This is a genomic window from Corallococcus sp. AB030 (assembly GCF_003668965.1).
Classification (GTDB): Bacteria; Myxococcota; Myxococcia; order Myxococcales; family Myxococcaceae; genus Corallococcus; species Corallococcus exiguus.
Genome location: NZ_RAWQ01000009.1, coordinates 21133 through 36187, shown reverse-complemented (window position 1 = coordinate 36187; position 15055 = coordinate 21133). Strand labels below are relative to the sequence as shown.

Below are 15055 nucleotides of genomic sequence, written 5' to 3'. Positions count from 1 at the left end.
GGGCTAGTTTCAACCCTCCGGAAGCTAAACTCCATCGAATTAAGTCTAAATTTTTATTCTATAGGCCCAGCGCACAACATTTCAGCAGCAACCACCAGGACGGCGGCCTGGTCGCTACCTCCTGTCCAACGTGGATCAGTCCTCAGAGTCGTCGGTGCCGAGTTCTTCAGGCAGCGGGTTGTTCATCAGGGTGAGCCGCCCTGGGAGTCGGACCACCAGGAAGCCCTTGCCGTCGATGCGGATCTGCATGCCATCTTCAGCATCCCCGCTTTTGAGCCAAGACTCTGCTTCGGCCCGTGTTGCGAAGTCCCGTTCAACCTTGATCTTGAAATCGGGATCGAGACGTTCCCGATAGTAGTGCGCGAACTCCTTCAGCTTCCCGAGATGCTGAACGTAAAGCAGGCAGAACGCCGCCGCTTCGAAGGCGTTCCATTCTCGAGTTCCCCGTGTGTGGTGTTGGCTCGCGGCATCAAGGACCTCAAGGATGCCTCGTACATCGATTTCTGGGACCTCACTCACGGCATCCCCCTTTCGCTCAGATAGGGCTCAATACAAGTAGGCCCGCAGGTACCACCACGAGCGTGAACGCGACGCCTGCGACAATGACAACGGCTCCCAAGGCCACTTCGGACTTGTGCTCCCTCAGCCATTCCAGCGCTGCAGGCATGTTGGGAAATCGCAAGTCCCGCCTGACATCCTTACGTTCCAGTGCCTCCTGCTCCTCGACGCACTTCATGAACTCCTCACGGCATGTCTTCGTGCAGTACTCATGGTGCGTCGCTGAATGCTTCGGGATGCTGGTGACAGGGGGCTTCCGTCTCCAGCACGTCTGGAAGCACTGCTTCTGGACCTCCGCACAGTAGGCCTCCACCCCAGAACCGCCCGTGCCAGGCCCTTCGGCTGTCCCGACGCCTCGTGCATCCTCGGAGACGACATAGGTCTTCCGCTCGGGACGTTGGGTGTGTCCACAAGCGATAGCCATCATCATCGTGAGAACGAAGAAGGCCCCGGCATGAGAACCGGGGCTTCCGTGCCGGACGCTGGGGCTCATGGGAGTCACTCCACTCCCGAGCTCCAACCGCCTTCAAGTCGCGACGAGACTCTGTCCTGCGCAGGTCAGTTCACCTGCGCGAGCGAACCATCGACTTCCGCGTCCTCGTTCTCCGACGCGTCCTCCACCGCGTCGACTCCCTGCGGAATCCCATCCACGTAGGTGACGACGTTGTTCGGCAGCGCGGCCACGCGCGGGCCCGGTGTCACCACGCCCGTGAGGTTCAGCGGATCCACTCCGGACAGCTGGATGCGCACGCCGGACGGAGGTGCTCGCCGCACCGCTCGCGCCATGTCCACGGCTTCCGGCAGCGCGAACTGCTCACCCACGAAGCCCGAGACGAAGCGCCCACCGCGCAGCTCGCCTCGCGCTTCCATGCGCCGGTAGACGAACAGCAGGTCGCGCCACGTGGGCGCCAATGACTCGCGCATCACCAGGTCGCGCCAGACGATGCCGTAGCGCTGGAGGAACAGCTTCGCCAGCGACTCCGTCACCTCTTCCTGCGACTTCGGCTCCGCTGGCGCCAGCAGACTCCAGCGACCCGGGCCGCCCCGGTTGAGCAGCTTCTGCCGCTTGCGGTGCGCCGGGCTCTGCAGGATGCGCAGGTTCTGCACCGCGTCCGCCGTCACGAGCCCCTTCGCCACCAACTCCCACAGCGCGTCCTCCACCTCCGCCGGCAGCCGCCGCGCTCGCGTCACCAGGTCCTGGAAGAAGCACGCACCCCGCCGCTCCAGCACGCCCACCACGTCCTTCGCCGCCGCGCTCAGGTCCGGCGGCGTCCACACGCCTCCGTCCGCAAGCACCGCGTGCGGACGCGCCGCCGCGAGCATCCACTCCAGGTCCTCGCGCACCGTGAACGTCAGCGGCGCGTTGCGCGTCGGTGAAGACCGCTTCGCCACCACCGGCTCTGGCGCCTCCACCGGCGCGCCCCGGCGCGGGCCCGCGGGCTTCGGCGGATCCTTCAGCGTCACCCGCCCCCACGCCACCTCGCCCGCGTAGCACGCGCGCTCCATCAGGTCCGGCGTGTAGCCCCGCATGCGCGCGGGCAACAGGAAGCGCTCCCACGCGGAGGCCGGCGCTTCGTACCCCTGCAGCAGCCGCACCGCCTTGAGCAATCCCGTGGAGCCTCGCAGCGCGTCCATGTCCTCCAGGTGGTGCCACCGGAAGAGGAAGCGCATGAAGTCCTGCGGGCTCAGCGGTTCAATCTCACGGCGCAGCCGCCCCACCGTCAGCCGGTGGATGCGCTGGAGCAGGCGCCGGTCGCACCACTCCAGCACCGGGCTTCCGTCCGCGTCCCGAGGCACCGGCACGTCGTCCTGCGCGCGGAACTGGCCTCGCAGCACGCTGCCCTGACTCTCCAGGTTGTGCAGCGCCAGGTTGATGTCATCCGGATCCAACAGCGTCAGCCGCGCCAGCTCCGTCACCGTCGTGGGCCCCACCAACTCCATCCGCCCACGCACCACCTGGAGCACCGCCGCGTCGCGCTCCACCGGCCGGTCGTACTCCAGCACCGGCAACACCGGCTGCGTCCGCGCGTCCGGGAAGAGCGCTCGCACCGCGTTGCCCCGCTCCGCCGACACCAGGAACCGCCCGCCCTGCCGCTCCAGCCAGGCCACGCGCCCCTGCTTGAAGAGCCCTGTCTCCAGGCCTCGCGGCACCTCCGACGCTCGCACCAGCACCAGCTGCAACAGCGCGTCGTGCAGTTCGTCCTCGTCGCGCATCGGCTGCGCGGCGTCCTCCACCACCTGCCGGATGGCGTTCGCGTCCAGCGCCCCGAACGCCGCTGCGTCCTCCGCGGGCATCGCGCGGCGCAGGGCCACGTTGCGCACGCGGCGCTCCTCGGCCGGCGCGTCGTCCAGGAAGGTGTAGGGCTGGCTGTTGATGAGCGCGTGCGCGAAGACACTCGGCTCCGGGACGTCTCGCGCGACCAACTGGATGCGCCCGTCCTTCATGCGCCGGAGCACCTCGCGCAGCCCGTCGATGTCCATCGCCTCGCGCAGACAGTCGTCCATCGCCTGCTTCACCAGCGGATGGTCCGGCAGCTCCACGTCCCCGCCGCCGTGGTTGTCCTGGCAGCCCACCTGCGCGGGGAACACCGCCGCCAGCAGGTCCTCGCTGCGCGCGCGCTGGAGGTTCGGCGCCACGCGCTTGCCGCCCATCATCCGGTGCAGCGTCAACGCTCGCGACGCCACCCATCGGAAGCGCGTGCCAAAAATCGGCGCCTGGAGGATGGCCTGCACCAGCACCTCCTCCACGTTGTCCGGGTGCAGGAAGTCGAAGATGTCCGCCAGCGGGAACGAGTGCTGTTCCCCCAGGCTCAGGAGGATGCCGTCCTCCGTGGCCGCCGCCTGCAACTCGAAGTCGAACGAGCGGCAGAAGCGCTTGCGCAGCGCCATGCCCCACGCGCGGTTGATGCGGCTGCCGAACGGCGCGTGGATGATCAGCTGCATGCCGCCGGCCTCGTCGAAGAAGCGCTCGGCGACGATCTGCGTGTGGCTGGGCACCACGTCCCCCAGCATCTTCTTGCCCAGCCGCAGGTAGCCCAGCAGCGCATCCACCGCGGGCGGCGGCACGCGCAAGAGCTTCTCCAGGAAGCCCGCAGGGTCGTCGTGGCGCAGTAGCTCTTCGCGCAGCCGGCCCACCTGGAGGCTCAGCTCGTCCGTGCGGCCCGGGGCCTCGCCACGCCAGAAGGGCACGTTGGGCGGCGCGCCCTTCGCGTCCTCCACCATCACCGTGCTGCCCATGACGCGCTGGATGCGCCACGCGGTGCTGCCCAACAGGAAGATGTCTCCCGGCGAGGACTCCACCGCGAAGTCCTCGTCCAGCGTGCCCACCACCTTGCCTTCCGGCTGCGCGGTGACGCTGAAGTTGAACGTGTCCGGGATGGCGCCGCCGTTGGTGAGCGCGGTGATGCGCACGCCCCGGCGCCCCTTGAGCCGCTGGTTCACCCGGTCCCGGTGCAGGTGGATGCTGCCCCGGCCCCGGCGTTCGGAGACGCCTTCCGACAGCATCTCCAGCACCTGCTGGTACTCCTCCCAGGTGAGGTCCTGGTACGGGTACGCGCGCTGGAAGATGCTGAAGAGGGCGCGCTCGTCCCATTCCTCGCACGCGCACGCGGCGACGATCTGTTGTGCCAGCACGTCCAGCGGCTTCTTGGGGATGCGGACCGCGTCCAGGTCGCCTTCGCGCACGGCGTTGAGGAGCGCGACGCATTCCACCAACTCATCGCGCGTCATCGCGAAGAGGATGCCCTTGGAGATGCCCGCCTTGTGGTGGCCCGCGCGGCCCACGCGCTGGAGCAGCACGGAGATGGCCTTGGTGGTGCCCAGCTGCACGACCAGGTCCACGTTGCCCACGTCAATGCCCAGCTCCAGTGACGCGGTGGCCACCATCACGCGCAGCTGCCCGGCCTTGAGGCGCTCTTCCGCGGACAGGCGCATCTCGCGGGACATGCTGCCGTGGTGCGCGGCCACCAACGCCTGGCCCAGGCGTTCGCCCAGGTCGTGCGCCACGCGCTCGGACATCTTGCGCGTGTTGACGAAGATGAGCGTGGTGCGGTGCTCGCTGGAGAGTTGGATCAGCCGGTCATAGACCTGTCCCCACATCTCGTGGCTCGCGATGGAGGACAGCTCCGCGTCCGGGATCTCCACCTTCAGGTCCCACGGGCGCTGGTGGCCCACCTCCACGCGCTTGCACTCGGTGAGGGACGCGCCGGTGAGGAAGCCGGAGATGGCGTCCAGCGGCTTCTGCGTGGCGGACAGGCCCAACAGCTGGGGGCGCACGTCGGTGAGGGCCTTGAGGCGCTCCATGGACAGCGCGAAGTGGCTGCCGCGCTTGTCACGAGCGAGCGCGTGGATTTCGTCCACGATGACCGTGCGCACGTGGCGCAGGGTGGCGCGGGCGCGCTCGGCGGTGAGGTAGAGGTAGAGGGACTCGGGCGTGGTGATGAGGATGTGCGGCGGGCGGCGCACCATCTGGGCGCGCTCACCAGCGGGCGTGTCGCCGGTGCGCACCTGCACGCGCAACTGCTGGGGTTCGTAGCCCTCCTCGCGCGCCAGGGTCATCAGCTCCTCCAGCGGCTGGAGGAGGTTCTTCTGCACGTCGTTGCCCAGGGCCTTCAGGGGCGACACGTAGAGGACGCGCGTGTGGTCGGGCAGCGTGCTGTCGAGCGCCATGCGAAACAGCGAGTCCAGCGCCGCGAGGAACGCGGTGAGCGTCTTGCCGCTGCCCGTGGGCGCGGCGATGAGCACGTCGTGGCCGGCCTGGATGAGCGGCCAGCCTTCAATCTGCGGACGGGTGGGTTCGCCCAGGCGTGAGGCGAACCAGCGCCGCACCACCGGGTGGAAGGCGGCGAGCGCCGGGTGGGCCGCGAACTCCGACGTGAAGGCGAGGGCGATTTGAGGGGACATGGCGGGCTCCCAGAGGGCCAGCCTGAACACAGGTACAGCGCGTCGTCAACGGACGGGGGGTGCCGACTTCGGCATCCAGGGCAGGGGATCTCGGAGGGACCGCGTATCCCCCTGAACCCTCGGAGGATTCGTCTCCCAGCAGGACGCAGGGTAATCAGGCGGGCAGGCTTCGTGTCGTCGCCGGACACCACCCCCGTCAGAGCCGCTCCGTCACAGTCATGGACCCAAAACATCCGATGCTTGCAGAGGACGACTCACCCTCCCTCTGGAACGAACGCGAGGAAGTCCGCGTGGTGCTGCCTGACAGTGATTTCGATCGGCTCGTGGATGCGTTGGAGAAGCCAGCGAAGCCTCTGCCCCGGCTGCTGGAGCTCGCGCGCAAGAAGGCCCGCTGACGTTCTGGAAGGACAGATGCGCTTCTACCAACTCCAACGTCCGGCCCCTTCCACTCCGAGACACTGGAGCGGCAGCATCTCCGCCGAGCACGTCTGGAGCTTGCCCGGGGTGGAGTGCCCCACCTGCCATGAGACGTGGAGTGGCCAGTTCACGCTTCCCAGCGTCGATCTGTCTTCGTTACCCGGACGCGACCTGCTGGTGGAGCCGCGTGTCGAACCCCACGCGGAATACGCGCGCCTCGCGTCCCGCGTGCAGCCGTTCCTCCCAACTGGAGTGTCCCCGGAACCCGGCATGCAGTTCGGTCCGCTTCGTGGCACGGCACACGGAACCTTCGGACCTTTGAGCGCGCGCTACGGGTGGGAGGCGCTGGTCACGCAGGAAGCATTGCGACACCTCCAGGCCGTGGGGATCCGGGGGCTCGCTCCCGTGCGCGCGGAGCTACAGGGACTCGATGCCGGGGTCGTGCTGTACGAGTTGGAGATTCCCTTGCGCGGGCTTCTGCACCGGGACGCGGTCCTGACCGGCCCCAGGTGCCCGACCTGCGGATGGTACGAGGTGCGAATCTCGCCCGAACCCTGGCTGGATGGAGATGCCCTCCCTCACGACGTGGACCTCTTCCGCCCCGCGAACGGAACCACGTACACCTTCGTCACCGAACGCTTCGTCGAGGCACTCGAAGCCTTGGGCCCATCGGACGTGACGTTTCGCGAAGCCGGTGTCGTGCCGGCATCCCGCACGGGTTCGGTTCACTGAGCTCAGCGCCGGACCGCCCAGGCCAATCCGTCCGGCCTTCCTCCGACATCGATGTGGCCCGTGACCTCCAACCTCTTGAGGTCGATGACGGCGACGTCGTTGTCAGGCGTGCACGACACGGACGCCGGGTGCCCCCACCCGGGGCCCAGGCCTCCCTCCAGACGGGGGGCTGTGCCAAGGAATGTGGCGCGGTAGCCTCGTTCGGATGACCCGAGTCTTCTTCTCCGACCTGGAGACACACTCGCCCAGCGGGCGCTTCACCCTGACGGCCCGCTCGCCCCACAACGGGGCGATCCTCCGCCGCGGCGGGCGGAAGGCTTCCTGGTGGTGGGGCAGGCGCACCGCGTTCCAGAACGAGTTCCGCTTCCAGTTGCTCGAACACATCCCCGGGAGCGCCGAGCCTCGCCTTGTCTGGGAGCGGTGGCAGAAATGGAACGAGAGCAGTCCGCACCAACTGTTCGTCTCGGACACGGGCTGGTCCATCCTCCGGACCCACGGCCCTCAGCTCATCGCCGTGTCTCCCTCGGGACGCGACGTGCTTCGGGTGGACATCCTCGGTCCCAGGGAAGGGAAGGTGGGACGCAATGCGTGGCAGGCCGACCACGCCACGTACACGACCGCGGGGCTGTTCTGGTCGAAGCATGCGTGGCCCTACTTCTTCCGCGACGCCGAGACGGACTTCTTCATCTGGCGGACGCACAGAGGGCAGCGGCTGGTGCTCGACCTCACCCACGCGGCCATCCTCCCGGAGGCGGATGTCCGGGCTCGCGAATGGGATGCCGCGGAGCAGCGCGATGCGTCCGCGCTGCTGGCGATGCTGACGGAGCAACTCCAGGAGGTTCAAGCGCTCCTGTCGAAGTCATCCACTGCTCCGCAGAAGGAAGTCCCCAGCGAGTTGCGGAAGCACCTCGACAGGGTGGTGGGCGCCGTCGTGCTGGTGGGAGCACACCGCATCCACGCGTGCCTGCCACTCCTCCAGCAGTGGGAATCCGTGGAGGATTGGAGCAGCGTCTCGCGCAGCTCCGTGTTCCGCGAGGCGTCCCTGGAGGAGCAGGCCTTCCGCCCCATCGTCCAGCAGTCCCTCCGGCGGCTGGGGGTCCAGCCCCGGGGCTTCGCGGCCTATTCCTTCCTCGACGCGAAGCATGAACGGTACGCGATCCCAGAGTGCCTGCCGGACCGGCGCGAGCGGGCAGCGACCCTGGAGAAGACGATGTCGGCATGGGAAGTCCTCCAACGGGTGGGAGCACCGGACCTCATCCATCACGGGACCGAGCTCTCCGACGACGTGGAGCGCGCGTTCGAGCACTGGGAATACGACTTCCAGGCCGACGGCCAGTGGACGACGCTTCAGTTGCGCTGGGAGCTGAACTCGCGCCCGCCCTTCATCGCCGAGCTCCAGGAACGCCCTTCCTCCTGGCTCCAGTCGAACGCGCGCGAGCAGGCACTGCTGGAGCGCTAGGCTGGAGCCACGGCTCACCTCAGCCAGACATCGCAGTGCGGACAGCGGTCCAGCGACAGGGTGGGCGATCCGTCCGAATCCGTGTTGTCGAAGTCCTGCAGGTTGTTCCCGCATCCCGGACACAGCAGGTGGAAATACCTGCTGACCATGGAGGTCAGGCTGGCGCAGATGAAGCCCGCCGCGAAGGGGACCCCCGCCAGGTCCCACCCGTCCGGAGGAGGCGCGCGCCGCAGGAAGAGCCAGAGGCCCCCGCCCAGCAGCCCCACGACACCGCCCGCGAACACCACGGTGTTGTGCAGCGCCAACCGCCTGCTGAACTCCTCGCGGATCCTGACGAACCGCTGGGAGTCCAAGTCCCTCCGGGCGGACACAGTCAGCACCGTCCCCGTGGCGGGCGAGCTGTCCTGGACCGCTTCCCGCGCCGACGCCGCCAGCGCGCGGTGGTTCTCCGCCGTGGACTGGAGCGCGGAAGCGACCCCCGCGAGGTCCCGCAGGAGCTCCCGGATGGACTCTTCGGAGAGCGAGCCCCTTGGGGAGGCGATGAGCTCCTGCCCCTGGAGCTGGAACGGAGCACCGCGAGCCTGGAGCTGGCGCAGCGCATCGCGGACGACGGGTTCGCCCAACAGGCGGATGACCGCCGCTGGATTCGCGCCCCGGATGAGGAACGCCGCATCCAGCGCGGGCTGGCCCACCTGGATGTCCCGTTCCTTCGAGGCCCCGCGCCAACGCAGCCCCCACCCCTGGGGGAGCAGCGCGAAGTCCTGAGGCAGCTTCACCCCCAGCGTGAGACGAAGCCGTGAGGCTCCCGTGCGCAACAGGGACACCTCCACCGGATGGCCCCGGTAGCGCCCCGCCAGCAGCACGCGCGTGGACGACGGGAACGGTGACAGCTCCAGGATGGGGCCCAGTGCCCGCCAGCGACGCCGGGCCCATGCGCGGCGCCACGCCCGGAGCGTCAGGGGTGTCAGCGCCAGTACGGTCGCGACGGCAAGCCCGAGGAACCCAGGGGACATTGTGAGGCCCAGGCTAAACGCGGATCCAACACGGAGAAAGCACGGCGTCCAACGGTGCCTCCCCACCCCGGTCCGAGTGAAGCGTCCGAGCGCGGAACGTCCAGGAGAAAGTGGCCGCGCGGGACGGGAACCCAGGCACACTGTGCCCCCTCGAAAAGGAGAGACACCATGAGCTGGGAAGAAGACCTGCAGGGCCGTGAGCCCCCGCCCTCCCTGGAGACGCTCATCGTCCCGCGCGTGCGCGACCTGGGCGACGGCTTCCACGTGCGCCGCGCCCTGCCCTCCGCGCGCCGCCGCATGGTCGGCCCCTTCATCTTCCTGGACCAGATGGGCCCCGCGGACTTCGACCCCGGCCGCGGCCTGGACGTGCGCCCCCATCCGCACATCGGCCTGTCCACCGTCACCTATCTCTTCGAGGGCGAAATCCTCCACCGTGACTCGCTGGGCTTCGTGCAGCCCATCCGCCCCGGCGCCGTGAACTGGATGACCGCCGGCCAGGGCATCGCCCACTCCGAGCGCACCGGCCCCGAAACCCGCTCCGCCGGTGGCCGCCTCTTCGGCATCCAGGCGTGGATCGCCCTCCCCAAGCAGCATGAAGAGGTCGCCCCCGCCTTCGTCCACCACCCCGCGGACACGCTCCCCATCATCGACGGCGAGGGCATCCACCTGACCGTCATCGCGGGCCAGGTGCATGGCGGCAAGTCCCCCGTGCGCGCCCACTCCGACCTCTTCTACGCGGACGCGAAGATGGAGGCGGGCTCCCGCTTGAAGCTCTCCGCCGAATACGAGGAGCGAGGCCTCTACCTCGTCGAGGGCACCGTGGAGGTGGAGGGCACGCGCTTCCAGCCCGGCGAACTGCTCGTGTTCAAGCCGGGCAGCGAAATCATCCTCAAGGCGGAGTCCTCCGCGCGGATGATGCTCCTGGGCGGCGAGCCCATGGACGGCCCGCGCTACCTCTTCTGGAACTTCGTGTCGTCCTCCAAGGAGCGCCTGGAGGCCGCCAAGGCGGACTGGAAGGAAGGCCGCTTCGCCGCCGTGCCCACGGAGACGGAGTTCATCCCCCTGCCTCCGGATGATCCGCCGGCGCCCGTGCGCTACCCGTAGAGCCGGCGCACCGGCGCGAGCGTGCCCGCGGGCCGCTGCGACTTCGCCTGCGACCACGTCAGCCGGTACGTCGCCGCCGTCCCGTCGAAGGCGATGGGCTTCACCTCGGGTGAGCCCGCGCCCGACGCGCGCAGCGTCTCCGCCAGGAAGCCGCAGGCGAAGAAGGGGTTGTCCGCCAGCACGTCCTTCACCCACAGGGTGGCGTCCTGCTTGGACAACTCCTCCACCCGCACCTCGTTGAAGTTGTTGCCCGCGCGCAGGTTGTACGGCACGCGCTCCAGCGTCTTCTGCGGCCCCAGGTGCGTGACCAGCTGCATGCTCGCCCGCCCCACGGACGTCTGCTGGAAGCCCTTCAGGTAGCGGGCGCCCAGCTCCAGGTAGGCCGACTCCAGGGACTGGCCGGGGAAGACGTCCCGCGCGGCCACGTCCAGGAAGACGCGCCACTGCTCCAGCGAGTAGTGGGGGCGCAGCGGCTCGGACAGGTTCAGGCCCGCGGCCTTCAGCTTCTGGCGCCCGTCACGCGTCAGGTACGGCCCCAACGCACGCACGAAGAGGGCTTCCACGCTCTGGGCGAAGATTTGCTTTTCGGATGGGACCATGCCCCCAGGGTGGGGGCGCGCCTGCGCATCCGGAAGCGTGGCCGCAATGCATCCGTCCACGAGTCGTCAAACCCGTAGGATTTTCAGCCTCGCGGCAGACGCACCGTGAAGGTCGTCCCCTGGGCCTCGGTGGAGGTCACCTTCACGGTGCCGCCGTGGGAGTGGACAATCTGGCCGGCGATGTAGAGCCCCAGGCCCAGCCCTCCGGCCGCGCCGCGCTCCCGGTCGCTGCGGCCGGCGCGGCGCCACGCGGCGAAGAGGTGCGGCACCTGCTCCGCCGGAATGGGCGCACCCAGGTTGTGCACCCGCAGCACGGCCTCGCCGTCCAGGCCCTCCGCGCTCACGCGCACGGGTGAGTCCGGCGGGCTGAACTTGAGCGCGTTGGACACCAGGTTGCCCACCACCTGCTCCAGCCGGTCCGCGTCCCACGCGCCGCGCCCGTCACCCTGCACGTCCAGCATCACCTCGCGCTGGGGCTGGCTGGCGCGCGCTTCCTCCACCGCGCCGCGCACCACGTCGAACAGGTCGCACCGCGAGCGCACCACCGGCAGCCCCGCGCCCAGCCGCGCCCGCGCGAAGTCCAGCAGCTGGCGGATCATCCGATCCATGCGCACGGCGCTGGTGAGGATGCGCTCGGTGAAGACGCGCTGGCGGTCGGACAGCTCGCCCTGGCGCTGGAGCTGCTGCGCGGACATGGACAGCGCGTTGAGCGGGTTGCGCAGGTCGTGGCCCAGGATGCCGATGAACTGCTCGCGGAAGTCCTCCGCGTTGCGCAGCTCCGTGACGTCCTGCCCGGTGGCGATGACGGCCTCCACCGCGCCCGTGGGCCCGGTGGCCGGGGACATCGTGTACTCGAAGTGCCGGGGGCCCTGGTCCGAGGACAGGCTGACGCGGCCGCGCTGCACCTGGCCCGTGCGCCGCGCCGCGTCCAGCGCCTTCGCGTAGGGCTCCAGCTGCGGATCCATCACGCGAATCGCGTCCATGCTCCTGCCCGGCACGTGCACGTGATGCGAGCCACGCGACGCGGCCACGGCCTGGTTCGCGTAGATGAGCGTCCCGTCGCCGTCATAGAGCGCGATGGGGTCCGCCGCCGCGGCCATGGCCAGCTCCAGGAGACGGCGCTGCTGCTGCACCTGGTCGGAGAGGACGCGCACCTCTCGCTCGGCGCGGCGCAGGCGCAGGAGCGCGTGCACCTGGGCCACCAGCTCCTCTGGATCCACCGGCGCCACCAGGTACGCATCCGCGCCGTGCTCCAGCCCCTGCGCCCGGTCCGCGGCGCCCACCGCCTGCGCGGACAGGTGCAGCACCAGCGCGCTGCGAGTGCGCGGGGAGGCCTTCAGGCGCCGGCACACCTCCAGGCCGCTCATGTCCGGCAGGCGGACGTCCAGGATGACCAGGTCGGTGTGCTCGTCCGCGAGCGCCAGCGTCTCGACGCCCGTGCCCGCCTCCAGGACCTGGAAACCCGAAAGGGACAGCACGCGAGACGTGACGTAACGGCTGGCCAGGTCGTCGTTGACGTTGAGGATGGTGGGCGAGGAAGGCATGCAGGCGGATGAAACCGTGGCCCTTCTTCGTAATGGCTGCCCCTGGATGCGCCAAGTGTTGCACGTGGGAAAATGTCTTCTCCGACGGAACAGCCAGGGGAACGGGCGTCCGCCGCCGCTCGCTGGACGACAGGGTGGCTCCCCCGCTGGCGCGTTTCGCGATAGGGATGACCCATGCGCCCTCCCTGCCGCCCGCTTCCCGCTGATGGTCGCTTCCTCCAGGCCGTGGGGCCCACGCCGCTCGTGCCCGTGCGGCTGGACCCGGAAGGTCCGACCATCTGGTGCAAGTTGGAGTTCCTCAATCCCAGCGGGTCCACGAAGGATCGCATCGCCCGGTACATGCTGGAGAAGGCGTGGCGTCTGGGGGACCTGAGCCCGGGCGGCGACGTGGTGGAGGCGTCCAGCGGCTCCACCAGCATCGCCATGGCGTTGGCGAGCGCGCAGATGGGCTGCCGCTTCACGGCGGTGATGCCGGAGGGCGTGACGGAGGAGCGGCTCATCGCCATCCGCGCCTACGGCGGCGAGGTGGAGCTGGTGCCGCGCTCGGAAGGCATCCGGGGAGCCATCGCGCGGGCGGAAGCGCTGGCGAAGGAGCGCGGCGGCTACGCGCCCCGCCAGTTCGAGAACCCGGACAACGCGGAGGCGCACCGCGTGTGGACGGGGCAGGAAATCCTGGCGCAGGTGCCGGGCGGGCTGGTGCACGGCGTGGTGAGCGGCGTGGGCACGGGCGGCACCATCGTGGGCCTGTTCCAGGCGTTCGCGGAAGCGGGCTGTCCGGTGACGCCCTTCGTGGCGAGGCCCATCGCGGGGCTGGGCTGCGACATCGAGTGTTGTAGCTTCAGCGCGCGCGTGCCGGGCGTGGTGGACGGCCTGTCGAAGCTGTACCGCGAGGCGGACATGCCGGGCCGCGTGGAGCTGGATATCTCGGATGACCTGGCCATGCGCACCGCGCGGGCGCTCATCCGCCGGGGCTTCCCGGTGGGCCCGTCCTCCGGCCTCAACTACGCGGCGGCGGTGGAGGCGGCGAAGCAGCTGGGCCCGCAGGCCCAGGTGGTGACGGTGTTCCCGGACCGCATGGAGCGCTACTTCTCCACGGAGCTCGTGCAGCCCCGGGCCGCGCCCAAGGCCGGCTGAAGGCCCCTACGTGCGCATGCGCACGCGCGTCTCGTGCACCGTGTCCGGAGGCGGCGCGGTGCGCTCGCGCTCCTGGGCGCGCATCAGGCGCAGGATGCTGGGCCCCAGGACGTCAATCTCCGTGGAGGCGTAGGCCTCCGTGCCGAAGCGGCGGATGGAGTCCGTCTGCCGCTCCAGGATGCGCACGTCCTGTCCGAAGATGTGCAGGCCCACCGGCAGCACGAAGGGCACCGCGGCCTTGAGCAGCCAGCGCGGCACGGGCAGCTTCACCGTCACCACCGCGTACACGAGCGTGTCCCAGTCATCCACCGGCGTCATGGCGGAGTTGACCAGGATGTGGCTCTTCTCTCCGATGCGGTACTCCACTTGCGCGATGGACGGCATCAAGAAGCGGTCGAAGTGCTGCACCACCCCACCGCCCGGCGCGAGCAGCCGCCCCACGAGCCCCTTGGGCGCGGGCTCGCCCAGGTACTCCGCCTCCACGCGGTCCGCGCTCCTGCGCACCACCACGTCGATTTCGTTCTTCTTCTCCGCGGTGCGGAACAGGCCACCGTGGAGGAATGCCGTGTGCGGCACGTCCAGCGTGTTCTCCAGCACCGCGTGCAGCGACCCCGGCGCGCGCAGCACCCGGCGCACGGTGGTGTAGTCCGCCGCGTCCAGCAGCGGGAAGCGGAAGGGCTCCGACGTGGGCTCCACGCCGGGCGTGGAGTAGACCCAGACGAAGCCGTCCTGCTCGCGCGTCGGGTAGGAAGCGGCGCAGCGGGAGCGGGCCTCGGGCTCACCCACCAGGCCGGGGATGAGCCGGCACTGGCCTCCGGTGTCGAAGCGCCACCCGTGGTAGCCGCACTCCAGCTGCCCGTTCTGCACGCGCCCCAGTGACAGGGGCACGTTGCGGTGCGGACAGCGGTCCATCAGGGCGCCAGGCTTGCCGCCCTCGCCCCGGAAGAGCACCAGGGGCGTGCCCTGCAGCGTGCGCGCGAGCGGCTTGTCCCCCAGCTCGCGCGACGTGCAGAGGATGAACCAGGAGTGCGGAAGCCGGACGACGGAGATGTGACTGGGGGACGCACCTGGGGTGCGCCCCTCCTCGCGGGCGGTCATGCGCCCAGTCTAATGGGCCCGGGCCTCCGTGCACGCCCCCTTCAGGCGGGCAGGTCGGCGAAGCGTTGGGCGGCCTCCGGGTTGAGGGGCTGGGGCATCACCCCGCCGCTCATCCTCCGGCAGGACTCCTCGCAGCGGCGGCACGCGTCCGCGCAGGCCTCCATCATCCCCTCGTCGCCCATCTCCTCGCAGGCGGTCGCGCAGGCGGCGCACACCTCCGCGCAGGCGAAGCATGTGCGCGAATGCAGGTCCGAACCGCGCAGCATGAAGCGCGCGCTCGTCTCGCAGATGTCCGCGCAGTCCATCAGCAGCCGGAGGTGCCCAGGCTCGGCGAGCCTGCCTCCCCGCTTCAGACAGTCCGCCAGGGTCTCCAGGCAGACGCGGCGACAGGCCGTGCAGTTGTCGATGCACTCCCGAATCGCGTCGTCGCCTCGCATCACTTCGGCATTCGCCATGGTGGGGGTCCTTTCGGGCCTCACGGTGGGCACGCGCGGG

13 protein-coding genes are annotated in these 15055 nt (G+C 69.5%); 5 read left to right on the top strand and 8 right to left on the bottom strand.

Going from position 1 to position 15055, the window contains the following annotated elements:
- Positions 1-135 precede the first annotated feature (135 nt).
- The 3 genes from D7Y15_RS04145 to D7Y15_RS04135 form a co-directional block, all read right to left on the bottom strand.
- Complete coding sequence (locus tag D7Y15_RS04145) at positions 136-519, bottom strand: hypothetical protein (protein ID WP_121751763.1); 384 nt, start codon at positions 517-519, stop codon at positions 136-138.
- Between the two features lie 16 nt (positions 520-535).
- Entirely contained in the window at positions 536-1051 is a 516-nt protein-coding gene (locus D7Y15_RS04140) for a hypothetical protein (protein WP_121751762.1), read from the bottom strand.
- Between the two features lie 65 nt (positions 1052-1116).
- Positions 1117-5460: a DEAD/DEAH box helicase gene (locus D7Y15_RS04135; protein WP_199745878.1), complete on the bottom strand. Its 4344-nt coding sequence runs from the start codon at positions 5458-5460 to the stop codon at positions 1117-1119.
- A gap of 290 nt (positions 5461-5750) precedes the next feature.
- On the opposite strand from D7Y15_RS04135, the gene D7Y15_RS44610 reads away from it, so the two are divergent.
- The 3 genes from D7Y15_RS44610 to D7Y15_RS04115 all read left to right on the top strand — a co-directional run bounded on the left by D7Y15_RS44610 (position 5751) and on the right by D7Y15_RS04115 (position 8068).
- Positions 5751-5855, top strand: coding sequence for a DUF1778 domain-containing protein (locus D7Y15_RS44610; RefSeq protein ID WP_158629004.1), 105 nt, complete (start codon positions 5751-5753; stop codon positions 5853-5855).
- Positions 5856-5871: 16 nt separating this feature from the next.
- Complete coding sequence (locus tag D7Y15_RS04125) at positions 5872-6609, top strand: double-CXXCG motif protein (RefSeq protein ID WP_158629003.1); 738 nt, start codon at positions 5872-5874, stop codon at positions 6607-6609.
- A 205-nt stretch (positions 6610-6814) separates the two neighbouring features.
- Positions 6815-8068, top strand: coding sequence for a hypothetical protein (locus tag D7Y15_RS04115; protein ID WP_121776135.1), 1254 nt, complete (start codon positions 6815-6817; stop codon positions 8066-8068).
- A 14-nt stretch (positions 8069-8082) separates the two neighbouring features.
- On the opposite strand, the gene D7Y15_RS04110 is transcribed toward D7Y15_RS04115, so the two are convergent.
- Positions 8083-9081 (bottom strand): zf-TFIIB domain-containing protein, encoded by a 999-nt coding sequence (locus tag D7Y15_RS04110; protein WP_147475989.1) that lies wholly within the window; start codon positions 9079-9081, stop codon positions 8083-8085.
- A gap of 168 nt (positions 9082-9249) precedes the next feature.
- Between D7Y15_RS04110 and D7Y15_RS04105 the strand changes: the two genes are divergently transcribed.
- Entirely contained in the window at positions 9250-10185 is a 936-nt protein-coding gene (locus tag D7Y15_RS04105; protein ID WP_120574386.1) for a pirin family protein, read from the top strand.
- On the opposite strand, the gene D7Y15_RS04100 is transcribed toward D7Y15_RS04105, so the two are convergent.
- Together D7Y15_RS04100 and D7Y15_RS04095 are read right to left on the bottom strand one after the other, a co-directional pair.
- A complete protein-coding gene (locus D7Y15_RS04100; protein WP_120574385.1) occupies positions 10176-10784 on the bottom strand; it encodes a DUF2378 family protein in 609 nt (202 codons plus the stop codon). The genes D7Y15_RS04105 and D7Y15_RS04100 overlap by 10 nt on opposite strands.
- Before the next feature lie 83 nt (positions 10785-10867).
- Complete coding sequence (locus D7Y15_RS04095) at positions 10868-12328, bottom strand: ATP-binding protein (RefSeq protein WP_121751756.1); 1461 nt, start codon at positions 12326-12328, stop codon at positions 10868-10870.
- A 174-nt stretch (positions 12329-12502) separates the two neighbouring features.
- On the opposite strand from D7Y15_RS04095, the gene D7Y15_RS04090 reads away from it, so the two are divergent.
- A complete protein-coding gene (locus D7Y15_RS04090; RefSeq protein ID WP_120574383.1) occupies positions 12503-13462 on the top strand; it encodes a PLP-dependent cysteine synthase family protein in 960 nt (319 codons plus the stop codon).
- 6 nt (positions 13463-13468) lie between these two features.
- Here D7Y15_RS04090 and D7Y15_RS04085 read toward each other — a convergent pair whose 3' ends face one another.
- Positions 13469-14560, bottom strand: coding sequence for an aromatic ring-hydroxylating dioxygenase subunit alpha (locus D7Y15_RS04085; protein WP_120593387.1), 1092 nt, complete (start codon positions 14558-14560; stop codon positions 13469-13471).
- Positions 14561-14601: 41 nt separating this feature from the next.
- Positions 14602-15015: a four-helix bundle copper-binding protein gene (locus D7Y15_RS04080; RefSeq protein WP_121751784.1), complete on the bottom strand. Its 414-nt coding sequence runs from the start codon at positions 15013-15015 to the stop codon at positions 14602-14604.
- Positions 15016-15055: the final 40 nt, after the last annotated feature.

What these genes read in the sequence shown, in the direction of transcription:
- D7Y15_RS04140 (WP_121751762.1), bottom strand. Translation starts at nt 1,051, where the DNA reads ATGAGCCCCAGCGTCCGGCACGGAAGCCCCGGTTCTCATGCCGGGGCC.
- D7Y15_RS04135 (WP_199745878.1), bottom strand. Translation starts at nt 5,460, where the DNA reads ATGTCCCCTCAAATCGCCCTCGCCTTCACGTCGGAGTTCGCGGCCCAC.
- D7Y15_RS04125 (WP_158629003.1), top strand. Translation starts at nt 5,872, where the DNA reads ATGCGCTTCTACCAACTCCAACGTCCGGCCCCTTCCACTCCGAGACAC.
- D7Y15_RS04115 (WP_121776135.1), top strand. Translation starts at nt 6,815, where the DNA reads ATGACCCGAGTCTTCTTCTCCGACCTGGAGACACACTCGCCCAGCGGG.
- D7Y15_RS04110 (WP_147475989.1), bottom strand. Translation starts at nt 9,081, where the DNA reads ATGTCCCCTGGGTTCCTCGGGCTTGCCGTCGCGACCGTACTGGCGCTG.
- D7Y15_RS04105 (WP_120574386.1), top strand. Translation starts at nt 9,250, where the DNA reads ATGAGCTGGGAAGAAGACCTGCAGGGCCGTGAGCCCCCGCCCTCCCTG.
- D7Y15_RS04100 (WP_120574385.1), bottom strand. Translation starts at nt 10,784, where the DNA reads ATGGTCCCATCCGAAAAGCAAATCTTCGCCCAGAGCGTGGAAGCCCTC.
- D7Y15_RS04095 (WP_121751756.1), bottom strand. Translation starts at nt 12,328, where the DNA reads ATGCCTTCCTCGCCCACCATCCTCAACGTCAACGACGACCTGGCCAGC.
- D7Y15_RS04090 (WP_120574383.1), top strand. Translation starts at nt 12,503, where the DNA reads ATGCGCCCTCCCTGCCGCCCGCTTCCCGCTGATGGTCGCTTCCTCCAG.
- D7Y15_RS04085 (WP_120593387.1), bottom strand. Translation starts at nt 14,560, where the DNA reads ATGACCGCCCGCGAGGAGGGGCGCACCCCAGGTGCGTCCCCCAGTCAC.
- D7Y15_RS04080 (WP_121751784.1), bottom strand. Translation starts at nt 15,015, where the DNA reads ATGGCGAATGCCGAAGTGATGCGAGGCGACGACGCGATTCGGGAGTGC.